The organism is bacterium, assembly GCA_024224155.1.
GTDB lineage: Bacteria > Acidobacteriota > Thermoanaerobaculia > Multivoradales > JAHEKO01 > CALZIK01.
In genome coordinates, this window is the sequence record JAAENP010000269.1 from 1 (window position 1) to 16,105 (window position 16,105).

At 64.4% G+C, this 16,105-nt stretch carries 13 protein-coding genes; 7 read left to right on the plus strand and 6 right to left on the minus strand.

All coding sequences use genetic code 11. From position 1 onward, the window contains the following. Positions 1 to 1,016: PQQ-binding-like beta-propeller repeat protein (locus GY769_14065; protein ID MCP4203043.1), on the plus strand; the 1,016-nt coding region annotated here is incomplete at its 5' end. Positions 1,017 to 1,073: 57 nt separating this feature from the next. Here the strand turns inward: GY769_14065 and GY769_14070 are convergent. The 6 genes from GY769_14070 to GY769_14095 all read right to left on the minus strand — a co-directional run bounded on the left by GY769_14070 (position 1,074) and on the right by GY769_14095 (position 8,613). Beyond that, positions 1,074 to 2,354: an amidohydrolase family protein gene (locus tag GY769_14070; GenBank protein MCP4203044.1), complete on the minus strand. Its 1,281-nt coding sequence runs from the start codon at positions 2,352 to 2,354 to the stop codon at positions 1,074 to 1,076. A gap of 9 nt (positions 2,355 to 2,363) precedes the next feature. Then, on the minus strand, positions 2,364 to 3,308 hold the full coding sequence (locus GY769_14075) for an ABC transporter permease (protein ID MCP4203045.1): 945 nt from the start codon (positions 3,306 to 3,308) through the stop codon (positions 2,364 to 2,366). Between the two features lie 31 nt (positions 3,309 to 3,339). Continuing rightward, positions 3,340 to 4,392 (minus strand): ABC transporter permease, encoded by a 1,053-nt coding sequence (locus GY769_14080; protein MCP4203046.1) that lies wholly within the window; start codon positions 4,390 to 4,392, stop codon positions 3,340 to 3,342. After that, complete coding sequence (locus GY769_14085) at positions 4,392 to 5,918, minus strand: ABC transporter ATP-binding protein (protein MCP4203047.1); 1,527 nt, start codon at positions 5,916 to 5,918, stop codon at positions 4,392 to 4,394. Before GY769_14085 ends, GY769_14080 begins: the two co-directional genes overlap by 1 nt. Before the next feature lie 128 nt (positions 5,919 to 6,046). After that, entirely contained in the window at positions 6,047 to 7,108 is a 1,062-nt protein-coding gene (locus GY769_14090) for a BMP family ABC transporter substrate-binding protein (protein ID MCP4203048.1), read from the minus strand. Between the two features lie 191 nt (positions 7,109 to 7,299). Continuing rightward, a complete protein-coding gene (locus GY769_14095) occupies positions 7,300 to 8,613 on the minus strand; it encodes a malonyl-CoA decarboxylase (protein ID MCP4203049.1) in 1,314 nt (437 codons plus the stop codon). Between the two features lie 212 nt (positions 8,614 to 8,825). On the opposite strand from GY769_14095, the gene GY769_14100 reads away from it, so the two are divergent. The 6 genes from GY769_14100 (at position 8,826) to GY769_14125 (ending at position 15,951) form a co-directional block, all read left to right on the plus strand. Next, on the plus strand, positions 8,826 to 10,334 hold the full coding sequence (locus GY769_14100; GenBank protein ID MCP4203050.1) for a xanthine permease: 1,509 nt from the start codon (positions 8,826 to 8,828) through the stop codon (positions 10,332 to 10,334). Between the two features lie 52 nt (positions 10,335 to 10,386). Continuing rightward, positions 10,387 to 11,520 (plus strand): BMP family ABC transporter substrate-binding protein, encoded by a 1,134-nt coding sequence (locus GY769_14105; GenBank protein MCP4203051.1) that lies wholly within the window; start codon positions 10,387 to 10,389, stop codon positions 11,518 to 11,520. A 37-nt stretch (positions 11,521 to 11,557) separates the two neighbouring features. Continuing rightward, entirely contained in the window at positions 11,558 to 13,069 is a 1,512-nt protein-coding gene (locus GY769_14110; protein ID MCP4203052.1) for an ABC transporter ATP-binding protein, read from the plus strand. 3 nt (positions 13,070 to 13,072) lie between these two features. Beyond that, positions 13,073 to 14,158: an ABC transporter permease gene (locus tag GY769_14115; protein MCP4203053.1), complete on the plus strand. Its 1,086-nt coding sequence runs from the start codon at positions 13,073 to 13,075 to the stop codon at positions 14,156 to 14,158. A gap of 13 nt (positions 14,159 to 14,171) precedes the next feature. After that, the gene (locus GY769_14120) at positions 14,172 to 15,086 is read left to right on the plus strand and encodes an ABC transporter permease (GenBank protein ID MCP4203054.1); all 915 of its coding nucleotides are present in this window, start codon (positions 14,172 to 14,174) and stop codon (positions 15,084 to 15,086) included. Between the two features lie 118 nt (positions 15,087 to 15,204). Then, entirely contained in the window at positions 15,205 to 15,951 is a 747-nt protein-coding gene (locus tag GY769_14125) for a nucleoside-binding protein (protein ID MCP4203055.1), read from the plus strand. The last annotated feature ends 154 nt before the right edge of the window (positions 15,952 to 16,105 follow it).

Consider the following 16,105-nt stretch of genomic DNA (forward strand, 5'->3'; position numbering starts at 1 on the left):
ACACCCAGGAGCAGCGCGGCGACGACGAGATCGTCGCCAGCTACAGCGTGACCACCGGCGAACCGGTGTGGCGACACCGCGACGCGGCACGGTTCTGGGACTCCCATGTCGGCGCCGGTCCGCGCGGGACGCCGGCTTGCGGCGGCGGTCGCGTCTTCACGCTCGGTGCGACCGGAATCGTGAACGCGCTCGACGCCGCTGACGGCGCCGTGGTGTGGTCGCGCAACGCGGCGTCCGACACCGACACGAAGGTCCCGCAATTCGGCTTCACGAGCTCGCCGTTGGTGGTCGACGACATTGTCATCGTCGCCGTCGCCGGCCAGCTCGTCGCCTACGACACCGCTACCGGCGATCCCCGCTGGTTCGGCCCGGATGGTAGCAGCGGCTACAGCTCGCCTCATCTGTTGACGCTCGACGGGGTCGCGCAGGTCCTGCTGTTGAGCGGCGCGGGCGCGACCAGCGTCGCGCCGGCCGATGGCACGCTGTTCTGGGAGTACACATGGCCAGGCTACAGCTACCTGCAGCCGGCCCTGACCGCGGGCGGCGATGTCCTGATCAGCGACGTCGAGTTCATGCCCACCGGAATGCGCCGCCTCGCAGTCACCCAGGGGCCCGGCGGCTGGACGATCGAAGAACGCTGGAGCTCGGCGGGGTTGAAGCCGCACTTCAGCGACTTCGTCGTTCACGACGGCCACGCCTACGGCTTCGACGGCAGCATTCTCGCGTCGATCGGCGTCGCGGACGGCGAGCGCAAGTGGAAGGGCGGGCGCTACGGCCACGGCCAGCTCGTGCTGTTGCCCGACCAGGACTTGCTGCTGGTGCTGTCGGAGCGAGGTGAGCTGGCGCTCGTCGCGGCGACTCCCGACCGGTTCACGGAGCTGGCGCGGTTCCCGGCGATCGAGGGCAGGACCTGGAACCACCCGGCGCTGGTCGGCGACGTCCTGCTGGTGCGCAACAGCCAGGAGATGGCCGCGTTCCGGCTGTCCCGCCTGGCGGGTGACGGGGCGGGCGGCTGACGGGAGTTGCCTTCGCTTGTCATGAAAGCGAAGGTCCCGACCGCCCACCGGCCCGAGCTACGGCGCCCGAAAGGTGACTTCCTGCTCCCGGTCGCCCAGGTGCAGGAGGCTCCGGACCCGAGCGGTCTCGGCAATGACCTGGCCGCGACGGATTACGAAGAGCCGCGCCGCCTTCGTCCTCAGGGCCTCGATCTTGTCGGCCGCCTGCAGGATGACGAAGTCGGCGTTCGAGCCTTCCTGTAGGCCGTAGCCGTCGAGACCCAGGGTCTCGGCACCGTTGACGGTCACGGCGTCGAACATCTTCGGCATCTCGTCGAGGGCGGTCATCTGGGCGACGTGGAGGCCCATGCTCGCCACCTCGAGCATGTCGTGCGTGCCCAGGCTGTACCAGGGATCCATCACACAGTCGTGCCCGAAGGAGACGTTTACGCCCGCGGCCATGAGCTCCTTGACCCGGGTCATACCGCGGCGCTTGGGATAGGTGTCGTGGCGGCCCTGGAGCACGATGTTGATCAGCGGGTTCGGTACCGTGCTCAAGCCCGCCTCGGCAATCAGCGAGATAAGCTTGCTGGCGTAGTAGTTGTCCATCGAGTGCATCGACGTCAGATGCGAACCGGTGACCCGGCCTTCGAGCCCCAGTCGCAGGGTCTCGTTGGCCAGGGTCTCGACGTGCCGCGACAGGGGATCGTCGGTCTCATCGCAGTGCATGTCCACCCGCAGGCCGCGCTCGGCCGCCAGCTCGCACAGGGTCCTCACCGAGGCCGTGCCTTCTTTCATGGTGCGCTCGAAGTGGGGTATGCCACCGACGACGTCGACGCCCAGGTCGAGCGCACGGCCGACCAGCTCCGGCGCGTTCGGAAAACGGAAGTAACCGTCCTGAGGGAACGCCACCAGCTGGATATCGAGGTAGGGAGCCAGCTCCTGGCGCAGCTCGAGCAGGGCCTGGACGCCGACAAGTCGCTCTTCACAGACGTCGACGTGACTGCGAATCGCCAAGGTGCCCCGGGCAATCGCCCAGTGACAGAGCTCGCGCGCACGCTCCTTCACGGACTCGACCGTCAGACTCGGTTTGAGCTCGCTCCACAACCGGATACCTTCGAGTAGGGTGCCGCTTTCGTTCATCCTCGGCTGCCCGACACTCAGAGTCGAATCCAGGTGGAAGTGGCTCTCGACGAAGGGGGCTGTGACCAGACAGCCGGTGGCGTCGATCTCGCGCTCGGCCTCCCCCTCGATCGCCGGCGCGACCTCTTCTACCTTGCCGTCGCGGACGGCGATATCGATGCTGCGACGGCCATCGGGGAGATTCGCGTCGCGGACGATCAGGTCGAGAGTCGGCATCTTCTTAGATCACCGCTCTTCCTTCCGAAACGGCACCAGCAGGGCCGCGGGCGGCGTCGCGCTTCGAGACACCGCGGCCATGGCCACGATGGTCAGCACGAAGGGCAGCATCAGAAAGAACTGATAGGGAATCTCGATCACCCCGCTGGCCTGCAGCCTGAGCTGGAGGGCGTCGACGAAACCGAAAAGCAGCGCTCCGGCAAGGCACTTCCAGGGACTCCACTGTCCAAAGACCACCAAGGCGATGCAGACCCAACCGCGCCCGGAGATGACGCCGAAGGTGAAGGCGTTGAACTGGGCCATCGATAGATAGGCGCCGGCGGCGCCCATAAGCATTCCCGACAACACCAGAGCCTGGTAGCGCATCTTAGCGACGCTCACCCCGGCGCCGTCGGCCGCGCGAGGGTTCTCCCCCACCGCCCTGAGACTCAGCCCCCAGGGCGTCTGGTAGAGAACGAACGCCGCCGCCGGCACCAGGAGCAAGGCCAGATAGACGAGAGCGAACTGGTTGAACAGCACGGGTCCGAGAACCGGGAGTTTCGAAAGCAGCGGCAGCGGCAGCGCTTGAAACGCTTCGACATTGGGGGGAACCGACGGCTGACCGAAGATCAAACGATAGAAGAAGAACGCCAAACCGGTGCAAAGCAGGGTCGTGCCGATCCCCGACACGTGCTGGCTCAGGCCCAGAGTGACGGTCAGGAAACCCATCAACAGCGCCGCCAGAGCGCCGGTCGCCATGGCCGCCAGGATGCCGAGCCAGAGGCTGCCGCTGTAGTAGGCCGCGGTGAATCCGGTCATCGAGCCGAGCAGCATGATCCCCTCGATGCCGAGATTGAGGACGCCACCGCGCTCGGTGAACATCTCACCGATCGTCGCCAGAATGAGCGGGGTCGCGATCCGCAGAATCGCGGCGAAGAAGCCGACCTGGAGGATCTCGCCGAAGATCTCGCTCAAGGAAGCGGCCGCTTGCAATGGGAGTTGGTTTTCATCTTTGAACGCGCACGCGATACTGGGTGAACAGGATGGCAATCAACATCGAGATCAGCGCCACGCCCTGGAAGACGTCGGCAAGAAACACCGGCACGCCCGTGGCCCTCGACATGGACTCGGCGCCGGTGATGATGACGGCGAAAAAGAACGCCGCCGGGAGAACTCCGATCGGGTTGAGCAACGCCAGGGTCGCGATCACGATGCCGGTGTAGCCGTAGCCCGGAGACAGTCCGGCCATCACCTGAAAGTGGATACCCCCCACCTCCCCCACTCCGGCAAGGCCTGCCAGAGCCCCCGACAGCGCGGCCGTGGCGACGATCACCAGCGGGATCCTGATGCCGGCATAGCGGGCGGCGGTGGCGTTCTCACCCACGGCCCGGATGTTGAACCCGAGAGTCGTGCGCTGCATGAGGAACCAGACCAGTGGTGCGGCCGCAAACGCCAGGATGACGCCGAGATGCAGGCGCGTGCCGCCGAGGAGGATCGGGAACTCGGCGTCCAGGCGGATGTCGGGTGAGTCGGGATATCCGCTCAGGGGATCCTTCCAGGGCCCGTCCACCAGGGCCATCATCAGATAGAACATGATGAAGTTGAGCAACAGCGTCGTGACCACGTCGTCGACCCTGTACCGGGTCTTGAGCAGAGCCGGAATCAGAGCCCATACGGCGCCGGCGGCCATGCCGCTGACCAGCATCAGAGGTACTAGGCTCCAACTCGGAAGCGCGCCCCGGCCACCAATGAACGCCGCGGCCATGGCGCCTGCCAGTAGCTGGCCCTCGGCGCCGATGTTCCAGAACTTGGCGCGAAAGGCGACCGCGACGGCCAGACCGGTAAAAGCAATCGGGGCCGCCTTCACCAGGGTCTCGACGAAGTTGAACTTCGAGCTCACCGCACTCAGCAGCAACTTCGTGTAGGCATCGAGAACGCCGGCACCGGCCAGAGCGACCAGACCGCCGCAGATGATGAGAGTTGCCAGGATGGCGAAGAAAGGCAGCGACAGCTTGAGCCACGTCGGTGTGTACGGTCGCGTTTCCAGTCGGAATCGCATCACGCCGCGTCCCCACTCCCCGCGGCGGAACTCGAGACCACCCCGGCCATGAGCAGGCCGACCCTCCGAACCGTCGCCTCTTCGATCGGCAGCGTGTCCATGACCCTGCCCTCGTACATCACCGCGATGCGGTCGGAGAGCAGAAACAACTCCTCGAGGTCTTCGCTGATCAGCAAGATCGCCCCTCCCGATTCCCGGACCTCGAGGAATCGCTCGTGGACGAACTGCGCGGCCCCGACGTCCAGACCACGGGTGGGCTGCGCCGCCAGCACCACCAGCGGATCGAACGCCAGCTCCCGTGCCAAGAGGACCTTCTGCAAGTTGCCTCCGGACAGGGTGCCGGTGCGGACGTCGAGTGCGGCACATTTGATGTCGAAGCGCTCGACCTGCTGTTGGACGAAGGCTCGCGTCTTCTTTCGGTCGAGCACGCCGTAGCGGCTGAACGGAGCGGCATGAACCCGCGGCAAGACCATGCTGTCGCACATGGGGAGCGACGAGATCAGTCCGGTCCCGAGCCGATCCTCCGGGATCCTGCCGACCCGGAGGTCTTGAATCGCCCGGGGATTGGGATAGACGACGAGCTCTCCCGCCACCTCCAGCTCACCCCGCGTCTGTTTGCGGACGCCGGCGATGATCTCGGCCACCTCCAACTGGCCGTTGCCCGAAACACCCGCCAGGCCTAGCACTTCGCCGGCGCGCACCTCGAGGGAGACCTCACGAAGCGGCACTCCCTCACTTCCGGCCGCATCCGGATTCGTGGCCACCTGCCGCAGGCTGAGCAGCGCCCTCCCGGGGTCGCTCGGCAGCTTCTCGGGCGGAACGATCTCATGCCCGCACATCAGGCTGCCCAGCTCACGCTCACTCACCGCGGCGACGTCGTCGACGGTCGCCGTAACCCGGCCCCGTCGCATGATCATCGCGCGGTTGGTGATCGCCTTGACCTCGTAGAGCTTGTGACTGATGAATATGATCCCGAGACCGTCGCCGGCCATCGCGCGCAAGGCCTCGAACAGGGCATCCGCCTCCTGAGGGGTCAGCACGGCGGTGGGCTCGTCGAGAATCAAGATCCGCGCATCCCGAAACAACGCCTTGATGATCTCGAGCCGCTGCTGCTCGCCGATCGCCAGCTCCGAGACCGGTGTATCCGGCGCGAGGCTCAAGCCGAAGCGGTCGTCGATCTCGGCCAGCCTCTTCCGGGCACCGGCCCGATCGACGTGCCCGCGGCTGCCGGACCGGCCGATCATCAGGTTGTCCAGCACCGTCAGCCGGGGAACGAGGTGAAAATGCTGATGCACCATTCCGACCCCGAGTGCGAGAGCGTCCGCCGAGTTCGTAATGGAGACCGGGCGGCCTTCGATCTCGATCTCGCCGCTGTCCGGAGCGTAGGTCCCGAACAGCATGTTCATCAGAGTGGTCTTGCCGGCGCCGTTCTCGCCCAGCAGGCCGAGGATGTCGCCGCGACGAAGGCCCAGATCAACATCCTGGTTGGCCTTGACGGCGCCGAAGCTCTTCGACATGCCGCGCATGGCGAGAAGCGGCTGGCGCTTGCTTGTCATCCGCTTGCTTGTCATCGACTGGTCCTTCTCGGTCGACACCCTTCGCTTCGCTCGAGGACAAGCGGAGGTCGACCGCTACAGATCGGCAACCCTCCCGCCTAGTCGGATCTCGGAGTCCCCTCGTCGACGTCCACGCGAAAGGTCCCGGCCACGATCTCTTCGGTCTTGGCATCTACCATCTCCTTGACCTCGGCCGGGAGCTTCTCTTCCCAGCCGTGGTAGGGCGCGAGGTAGGAGCCACCCTTGGCCATGAACGAGAAGGCGCCGAAATCCTGGGCGGTGAACACCCCGGCCTCGACCAGCTTGACCGCCTGCTGGACCGTCGGCCACATATCCCAGACCGGACCGGTGATGACGTGATCCGGCCCGAGCTCGCTCTGGTCGGACATGTTCGAGATGGCATAAACGTCCTTCTCCACGCAAGCCTCCACCACCCCGAAACGTTCGGCGAAGAGCACATCCGCGCCGGCTTCGATCTGTGCCAAGGCCGCTTCCTTCGCCTTGGGTGGGTCGAAGAACGAGCCGATGAAGGACACCTTCGCCTTGATGTCCGGATTGACCTCCCGGGCGCCGGCGAGGAAGGCATTGGAGATCCGGTTGACCTCTGGAATCGGCATCGCGGCCACGATGCCGATGACGTTCGACTGGGTCGTCTTTCCCGCGATCATGCCCGAAAGGTAGGCCGGCTCGTGGATCCAGTTATCGAACACGCCGAAATTGGGCTCCGCCGGGCCGATGCCCGAGCCAAACACGAAGGCCACGTCCGGATAGGCCGCCGACGTCCGCCGCGCGATGCGCTCGGCGCCGAAGGCGTCACCCATGATCAGCTGATACCCGCCCTCGGCGTACTCACGCATCACTCGGGCAAAGTCCGCGGCCTTGACGCTCTCCGACCACGTGTACTCGATACCCAGCTCTGCCTGGGCCTTGAGCAACGCCACGTGGATCTGGTTCACCCAGGGCTCTTCGATCGGGGTCTCGAACACCGCCGCGACCTTGAGACCCCCGGTCTTTGCCATGGCGGCGTCACCGCCAGCGGCGGGCGCCGCCTCCTCCTCGGCGCCGCCACACCCGAGTCCGAGGACCGCGAGCGCCAGCAAGAGACCGACCCCGGCCAGATTACGTCTGCTACGGCATGGTTGTTCTTTCGGGTTGGACATTGCCTCCTCCTTCTGGCCAATGGCCGGTTCGAATCATGGAACTGAAATCTGCCTGGGTACGGGCTACGCCTGATCAGCGTATTGGATACGCAGACCCTTCGAGGCCACCAAGCAAGTCTTGCTGTGAGCAGTGTAGCAGGGGGAGTCGAACCCGGGCGCTTCCCCCGGTTCGTAGCGAGTCGGCGCCCGGGCTACTTCTTGGGCATCAGAGCACGAACCGCGGCCGATGCGGCGACCCTGCCCCGGTTGACGTAGGCCTCGTGATTGCGCTCGATCTGCTTCGGCCGGTAGGCGTAGTTCACCATGATGCCCGCGGACTGTTTCAAGCCCTTCGCCGAAGTATCGGCGAGCCAGTTGATGCGCTCGATGCTCGCGCCGTTGCCCAGGTGGAATCGAGCCACCGGATCGAGAGGCAAGCCGCTCGACTTTGCTTCCAGCAGGTAGCGGGCACACGAGCGCAGGACCAACTCCTTCAGCGGCTCCTCCTCGGCCGAGACATGATGCCAACCGCGGGTCTCGAGGACGCTCAGCAGCTCCGACTCCTGCGGCGTGAATCCCTGGCCTTCGCCGACGGAGTCCTCGAGCCAGCGACACAGCCCCGGGACGGGTGAAAGCGTGGCGAAGGTTCTGAGACGAGGCAGCTCGTCGGTGAGCTCGGTGACCACCTGCTTGATCAGGAAGCTGCCGAAGGATATGCCGCGCAATCCGTCCTGACAGTTGCTGATCGAATAGAAAATCGCGGTCGTAGCGCGGGACGGGTCCAGGGTCGGACTGCCGCTGTCCAGCAGAGGCCGGATCGAGTCGGCCATACCGCCTAGCAGAGCAACCTCGACAAAGATCAACGGCTCGTCGGGCAGCGCCGGATGAAAGAAAGCGAAACAGCGCCGATCCGCCTCGAGGCGCCGTCGCATGTCGGACCAGCCCCGGATCTCGTGAACGGCCTCGTACTCGAAGAGCTTCTCGAGCAAGACGGCAGGCGTGCTCCAGTCGATCCTCTGCAGCTCCAGAAAGCCCCGGTTGAACCAGGAGCGCAAGAGATGCTCGAAATCGGCATCGACCGCCTTGAGATCCGGATGGGCAGGCAGCAACGGCAGGAGATCTCGGCGCATCGCTACGATCGCGGGCGTGCCGTTGGGCGTCATATTGATCCGCCGAATGAGCTCTTGCCTCGGCGGCTCCACCGCCCGGCTTAGTCCCAGGAGAGTCTCGGCGCCCGGCGCATTGCGGTAGGCATCGGCCGCACGATTGACCGCGGCGACATCCGGCGAGAACGTGTCACCGAGCACCGCGAAAAACCTAAGTCTCTGGCCATCGTTCATGGCTTCGTATCGTTCCAACAGCTCGCGAGCCAGGGCCATCGCCGACGCCTCACCGGGCTCGGAGAGCAGGTCTCGGCAGAGGCGCAGGAGGCCGCGACGGCGCCGCGCCCCCCGCCGGGCAACCAGGATCTCCCGACCCCGGTCGGCGATGGATTCCCAGACTTTGCTCAAGGACCGGGAGCGCATGACCACCCTATGCTAGTCCCTTCGACGGGGCGAAGGCCACCGAACTCATTCTCACGAAAGCGGTTCCGCGCGCAGCGATAAGAACCGTCCGGCGCCGACTTGTTCCTGGTATACACTCGGTCGGACTTTACAGTTTGAACCGCGAGCGGGATCGCGGGACGAGCCCGCGCTCCCGACGTCGTGGCGGATTTCGTTTTCACGAAGGAGGTCCTATGCCCGACCCGGCGAAGATCCAACCGATCTACGGTTTGGACGATCGGCCCGAGCTACCCAGAACGCTGGTGCTGGGAGCACAGCACGTCCTGACCATGTTCGGCGCCACAGTGAGCGTGCCCCTCCTGTTCGGCCCGGTCATGGGAATGTCCCCGGGCGAGGTGGCCCGCCTGATCTCGGCGGTGATGCTCTGCTCGGGTTTGGCAACGCTGGTTCAAACGACCATCGGCTCTCGACTGCCAATCGTGCAAGGAGTGTCGTTCTCGTTTCTCGGAGCGTTCTTCTTCATCATCGGCCAGACCAGCACGGAAGCCGCAGCCCTCGGAGTCCCGGTCGGCCCTCTGGCCATGCGCTATATCGCGGGAGCGATCATCCTCGGCGCGTTGGTGGAGATGACCATCGGTTTCAGCGGCCTGGTCGGGTTCCTGCGCAAGGCCCTGTCGCCGGTGGTGATCGGACCGGTGATCATGTTGATCGGCCTGGCGCTCTTCATGCACGGCGCCCCGAAAGCCGGTACGCACTGGCCCATTGGCGGGTTGACGATTCTGCTGATCATCGTCTTCTCGCTCGTGCTCTCGCGCACCAAGCGCTACTTTCGGCTTTTCCCTATCCTGACCGCGGTCCTCGGGGTCACGCTCTTGTGCTACCTCCTGTCGAAGATGGGTGTCTTCCCGGAGGGTCACCCTTCGCACGTGAGTCTGGCGGCGGTTGGTGATTCCCAGTGGGTGCGCCTCAGCCCTGGAGAGCTCATCTTTCCTTGGGGAGCGCCCAAGTTCCATCTCGGGTTCTTTCTGGCGATCCTGGCCGGATATCTGGCCTCGATGATCGAATCGGTCGGCGACTACCACGCCGTGTCCTACATGTCGGGGGGCGGCGACCCGACTCCGAAGCAACTGAACCGCGGCATCGGTTCCGAGGGAATCGGCTGTTTCCTGACCGGAGTTTTCGGCGGCTTCGCCTCGACCTCCTACTCCGAGAACATCGGCCTCATCGGCCTGACCAAGGTCGGCTCACGCTGGGTGGTCCAGGTCGGCGGGATCATCCTCGTGGTCCTCGGCATCTTCGGCAAGTTCGGCGGTTTTGCCGCCGCGATACCCGGTCCCGTGGTCGGCGGGCTCTACTGCGCGCTCTTCGGGTTGATCTCCGCGATCGGCATCCAGCAGCTCGCCAAGGCGGATCTCTCGAGTGACCGCAATCTGTTCATTGCGGGCTTTTCGCTCTTCATGGGCCTCTCGGTACCGGCCTATTTCGCCGCTCGAGCCAGCGCCGAGGCTCTCGGACCCGGTCAGATCCTGGCGCTCTACGTCCCCACGGTCGAGGGTCTCATGGCGACGCTGCCGGCCACTCTCGGCGGCATCGTGGCTTCGATCGGATCCACCGGAATGGCGGTGGCCGCGATCTTCGGGATCCTGCTCGACAATCTGATTCCGGGGACACCGGAAGAACGAGGCCTCGGACCCAGCCTGTTGGTGCCCGAAGGTGGCGACATCGGCGTTGGCACCGAGTAGGATCTTCGAGTCACTTACGGAAACCGCATCGAAACCAGAAAGGAATCATCGGATGACACGTCATATCAAGAACGCCAGCTGGGGACTCTTGATCGCGGCACTGGCCGTAACCGGTGGCCTGCTTGTGCAGGCCTGCGGCGGCGGGGCCGAGCAGGAGGCCGCCGCTCCGGAGGCCGCCGAAACCGCGGCCGGAGACGTCAAGGCGGCATTCATCTACGTCAGCCCGGTCGGCGACGCCGGTTGGACGCTCGCCCACGACAACGCCCGTCAGGTCATCGACGAGCTGCCCTACGTCGAAACCGCCTACACCGAAGCGGTTCCCGAGGGCGCCGAGGCCGAGCGGACCATCAACCAGTACGTACGCGAGGGGTACAACCTGATCTTCACAACCAGCTTCGGCTACATGGACCCGACGATCAACGTCGCCTCCGCCAACCCGGACGTAACGTTCATGCACTGCTCGGGGTTCAAGACCGCCGACAACGTCGGAACCTACTTCGGCCGCATGTACCAACCTCGCTATCTGACCGGAATGATCGCCGGCAAGATGTCGAAGTCGAACGTCCTCGGCTATGTCGCCGCCCATCCCATACCGGAAGTGATCCGCGGCCTGAACGCCTTTGCCCTCGGCGCCCGGTCGGTCAATCCAGATGTCAAAGTCCACGTGGTTTGGACCCAGACCTGGTATGACCCGGCGAAAGAAAGAGAAGCCGCCGAGAGCTTGCTCGACGTCGGTGCCGATGTAATTGCCCAGCATCAGGACACGCCCGCACCCCAGCAGGCGGCCGAGAAGCGCGGCCACTACAGCATGGGCTACAACTCCGACATGTCCAGCTTCGCGCCGGCCGCTCACCTCACGGCGCCGGTCTGGAACTGGGATGTCGTGTACAGGGACGTCGTCGAGCAGGTGCACAACGGTACCTGGAGCTCATCCGAGTATTGGGGCGGACTCGCGGAAGGCGTCGTCGATCTGGCTCCCTACAGCGATCTCGTGCCGCAGGATGTACGAGACCTTGTCGCGGCCAAGAGGGCCGAGATCGTCTCCGGCTCCTGGGATGTCTTCACCGGTCCGATCAACAACCAAGATGGCGATCTCTGGGTCCCAGAGGGCGAGGTCATGGTGGACGGCGACATGCTCGGCATGACGGCTTTGGTCGAGGGCGTCGTCGGCACGATTCCGGGATAGAGCAAGGGGTGGGGCGAAGTCTGTGAGCGACGGCAAGATTGCGGTGGCGCTCCAGGGAATCACCAAGAAGTTCCCGGGCGTCATCGCGAACGACCACGTCGACTTGGAGCTCCTCGAAGGAGAGATCCACACTCTCCTGGGTGAGAACGGCGCCGGCAAGAGCACGTTGATGAACGTGCTCACCGGCATCTACCGGCCGGATGAGGGCAGCATCTCGATCTGGGGCAAACCGGTCCAGCTCAAGACACCGAAGGACGCCATCCAGCAGGGCATCGGCATGGTCCACCAGAGCTTCAAGCTCGTCCCCACCCATACCGTGACCGAGAACATCGTCCTCGGACTCGGCAGCGGCTTTGCGCCGGTCAAGCTCGAAGAGGCCGAGGCCAGAGTCGCCGAGCTCTCCGAGCGGTACGGCGTCAAGGTCGACCCGAAAGCCTACATCTGGCAGCTCTCGATCGGGGAGCAGCAACGGGTCGAGATCCTCAAGATCCTCTACCGCGGCGCGAGAATCCTGCTTCTCGACGAGCCGACCGCGGTTCTCACCCCCCAGGAGGCGGACGAGCTATTCCACACCCTGAGGGCAATGCGTGAGAAGGGGCACTCGATCGTATTCATCTCGCACAAGCTGGACGAGGTCATGGTGATCTCGGACCGGGTCACCGTGCTCCGCGGCGGCAGGAATGTCGGGACAGTCCTGATTCAGGACACCAACCCCCAGGAGCTCTCCAACCTGATGGTCGGCCGCGAGATCAAGTTCGAGACATTCCCCAGGAAGCAGAGCCCCGGGAACAAGGTTCTCGAGGTGGAAGGCGTGAGCGCCCTCAACAGCCGCGGTCTGCCGGCGCTGAGGAACGTCACCTTCTCGGTGGCGGCAGGCGAGATTCTCGGGTTTGCAGGAGTCGCGGGAAACGGACAGCAAGAGCTGGCCGAGGTCGTTACCGGCTTACTCGAGCCGACGGCCGGCAAGGTCCGAGTAAACGGCGTAGATATGACCCAGGCGAGCGCGAGGCGTTTCATCGACGCCGGCGTGAGCTACGTGCCGGCCGATAGGCATGGCGTGGCGACGGTCGGCGATATGTCTCTCAGCTATAACAGCGTGCTGCGACGCTACCGCGAACCGAAGTTCGCGAAGGGTCCGTTTCTCAACTTCTCCGCCGCCATCGGCTACGCCAAGCGCCTGATCAAGGAGTTCAACATCAGCACGCCGGGACATGCCACACCGGTGCGTTCGCTCTCGGGAGGCAACCTGCAGAAGGTCATCCTGGCGCGGGAGATGACGACCCGGCACCAACTCCTGGTGGTCATGTCGGCCACTCGCGGACTCGACGTCGGCGCCACCGAGTTCGTTCGCGAGACCCTGAACGAGCACCGTCACAAAGGAGGCGCCATCGTACTCATCTCGGAAGACCTGGAGGAGCTCTTGTCGTTGAGCGACCGCATCGCGGTCCTCTTCCACGGCGAGATCATGGGCTGCGTCGATGCCGACAGAGCGGAAATCGAGAGCCTCGGACTGATGATGGCCGGTCAGAGCCAAGCAGAGGTCGCCTGAAGCATGGCCATGCGCTTAGAGCTGCGGCTCGAAAGATCCCGCAAGCTCGAGGTTCTCGTCCCGATCATCTCGGTTCTCCTGTCCCTGGTCGTGGTTGCTCTGCTGCTTCTCAGCACCGGGACCAACCCACTTACGGCCTACGGGGCGATGTTGAAGGAGGCGTTCGGCACCTCCTACGGCTTCACGGAGGTCCTGGTCAAGGCGACTCCGCTGATCCTGTGCGGTCTGGGCGTGATGCTGGCTTTCAAGATGCTGTTTTGGAACATCGGCGCGGAAGGGCAACTGCACATGGGCGCCTGGGGAGCGACCGCGGTAGTGATGACCGGGTGGGACGGATCACCGTGGCTGATGATCCCCGCGATGATGCTCGGCGGCTTCACAGCAGGGGCCCTCTGGGCCCTGATCCCGGCGTATCTGAAGGTCAAGCTGAACACCAACGAGATCATCACCACTCTTCTCCTCAACTACGTCGCGATCCTCTGGGTGGCTCATTTCATCTATGGGCCGTGGAAGGATCCGGTGAGTTTCGGTTTCCCTATGACCAAGCAGTTCCCGGACGGCGCGCAACTGCTCCGATTCGGCGACACGCGCGTGCATCTCGGCTTTCTCTTCGCGCTTGTGATCGCCGTGGCGCTCTACTTCCTTCAGGAGAAGAGTCGCTGGGGCTTCGAGATCGCGGTGACCGGCAGTAACCCGAGGGCGGCCGAGTACGCGGGCATGAACGCCGGTCGCAACGTCCTGTTGGTGATGTTGATCAGCGGCGGACTCGCCGGGCTCGCCGGCATGGTCGAGGTCAGCGGCATCCAGCTCAAGCTGTTGAAGGACATCTCGCCCCACGCGGCTCCCTACGGCTACACCGCCATTATCATCGCCTGGCTCGCGCGCCGGAACCCATGGGGGGTGGTTCTGGTGTCGATCCTGATGGGAGGTCTCTACGTCGGCGGCGAAACCGTGCAGATCACCATGAAGCTGCCGGTCAACATCGTGCTCATCATTCAGGCCCTCATCCTGTTCTTCGTCCTCGGCGGGGACATTCTGTCCCGGTATCGCCTGGTCTTCGACCGAAAGGAGGCGCTCGGTGGAGGGTAGTCTGCTCGTCCTGATCGTCGCCATTCTCCAGGCAGCGGTGCGCTCCGGAACCCCGATCCTCTTCGTCTGCATCGGCGAGATCTACGCCGAGCGCTCGGGAATTCTGAACGTGGGCCTCGAAGGCCTGATGCTGGTCGGTGCCATCGCCGGCTTCACGGCCGGCTACTCCGCCGGCAACCCCGTGGTCGGCGTGTTCGCCGCAGCGGTCGCCGGAGCCCTGTTCTCGTTGATCCACGCCTACGTCACCATCACCTTGCGCGCCGATCAGATCGTGAGCGGCCTGACCCTGACGATCCTCGGCACCGGAATCAGCGGCTTTTTCGGCAAGCCGATGATCGGCCAGGTCGGCCCCGGCTTCGACCAGGTCGCGATCCCGGGCTTGTCGAAGATTCCGATCCTCGGCCAGGTCCTGTTCCAGCAGGACGCCATGGTGTACCTTTCCTTCGTGCTCGTGCCGATCGCCTGGTGGGTGATGTACAAGACCCACCTGGGCCTCGCGATTCGCTCGGTGGGTGAGAACCCCGCCACCGCCGACTCGCTCGGCGTTTCGGTCGCCAAGGTCCGATACGGCTGTGTGCTCTTTGGCGGCGCCATGGCCGGCCTCGGCGGCGCCTATCTGTCGCTCGCGTATACGACCATGTGGATCGAGCAGATGAGCGGCGGACGCGGCTGGATCACTCTGGCTCTGGTCATTTTCGCGGCCTGGAATCCGGGGAGAGCGATGCTCGGCGCCTATCTCTTCGGCGGAGCCGACGCTCTCCAACTCCGCATTCAGGCCGTCGGACTGGACATTCCGACCTATTTCCTGATGATGCTGCCCTACGTCCTGACCATTGCGATTCTGGTGTTGGCATCCCGGGCTTCGCTGCGCCGGCGAATCGGCGCGCCCGCGGCTCTGGGCCTACCGTACGCGCGAGAGGAGCGCTAGCGACGTCGCTGGAGCTTCCAGATAGGAGCAACTCTAACCACTAGAAAAAAGGGGGTCCCACATGTCCGGTAAACGAAGTCACCTCAAAGCCATGGCCACCGTCGCCTTCCTCGCGGTGATGGTCGTCGGCTCGCAATCGGCTCCGGCAGCGATCTGGAGCAACACCGAGCTGCATCTTCAATACGGCTCTTTGGACACGCCGCAATTCCTGCCGGATTCCCCGGAGGAGGACAAGGATACGCTCATTTTCACCCTGCAACACGCCAGCGGCTGGAAGTACGGCGACAACTTCTTCTTCTTCGACGTCATCTCCTCGGAGAACGGAGGCTTCAACGACAACGATACCTACGGCGAGTGGTACTCCTACTTCAGCCCCCGCAAGATGAGCGGCAAGGAGGAGATGAAGGGCGCGATCAAAGACATCCGGATCATCGCCGGTTTCAACTGGGCGCCGGATGCGAACGTGATCAAGTACCTGCCGGGCATCGGGCTGTCCTGGAACGCCAAAGGCTTCGCGTTCCTGAACACGGATTTCACGCTCTATATCGATGACAGCGTGGGGATTCTCGGACCCGGCGGCGATCCCAACGGCGCCCCCAGCGAGGACGACTCCTTTATGGTCGACATCAACTGGGCGTACCCGATCGGCGAGAAGGGCAGCATCGAGGGTCATATGGAATACATCGGCGAACGCACCAACGAGTTCGGCGGCAACGTGGAGGCCTGGATCCTGGCCCAACCGCAGTTTCGCTACTTCGTCTCCGAGACCGTCGCCATCGGCATCGAATACCAGTACTGGATGAACAAACTGGGTTCCAAGACGGACGAGAACACGGCCCAGGCACTCCTGGTCTGGAAGTTCTAGGGCTGCGAAGCGCTCGAGCACGCCGACTCCGGTGACTCCCCGGCCTGCGGGCCGGCGCAGCGGTTCGAGACTGCGCCGGCCTCCGGTTCGACCCTGTGCGCCGAGCTTGAAATACAATCCGGGTCGACCGGACCGCCACCGGCGCGCCGGAAGC

Bases quoted from the DNA above. Each gene is read 5' to 3' on its own strand.
- GY769_14070 (MCP4203044.1), bottom strand. From the start codon at position 2,354: ATGCCGACTCTCGACCTGATCGTCCGCGACGCGAATCTCCCCGATGGC.
- GY769_14080 (MCP4203046.1), bottom strand. From the start codon at position 4,392: ATGCGATTCCGACTGGAAACGCGACCGTACACACCGACGTGGCTCAAG.
- GY769_14085 (MCP4203047.1), bottom strand. From the start codon at position 5,918: ATGCGCGGCATGTCGAAGAGCTTCGGCGCCGTCAAGGCCAACCAGGAT.
- GY769_14090 (MCP4203048.1), bottom strand. From the start codon at position 7,108: ATGTCCAACCCGAAAGAACAACCATGCCGTAGCAGACGTAATCTGGCC.
- GY769_14095 (MCP4203049.1), bottom strand. From the start codon at position 8,613: ATGCGCTCCCGGTCCTTGAGCAAAGTCTGGGAATCCATCGCCGACCGG.
- GY769_14100 (MCP4203050.1), top strand. From the start codon at position 8,826: ATGCCCGACCCGGCGAAGATCCAACCGATCTACGGTTTGGACGATCGG.
- GY769_14105 (MCP4203051.1), top strand. From the start codon at position 10,387: ATGACACGTCATATCAAGAACGCCAGCTGGGGACTCTTGATCGCGGCA.
- GY769_14115 (MCP4203053.1), top strand. From the start codon at position 13,073: ATGGCCATGCGCTTAGAGCTGCGGCTCGAAAGATCCCGCAAGCTCGAG.
- GY769_14125 (MCP4203055.1), top strand. From the start codon at position 15,205: ATGGTCGTCGGCTCGCAATCGGCTCCGGCAGCGATCTGGAGCAACACC.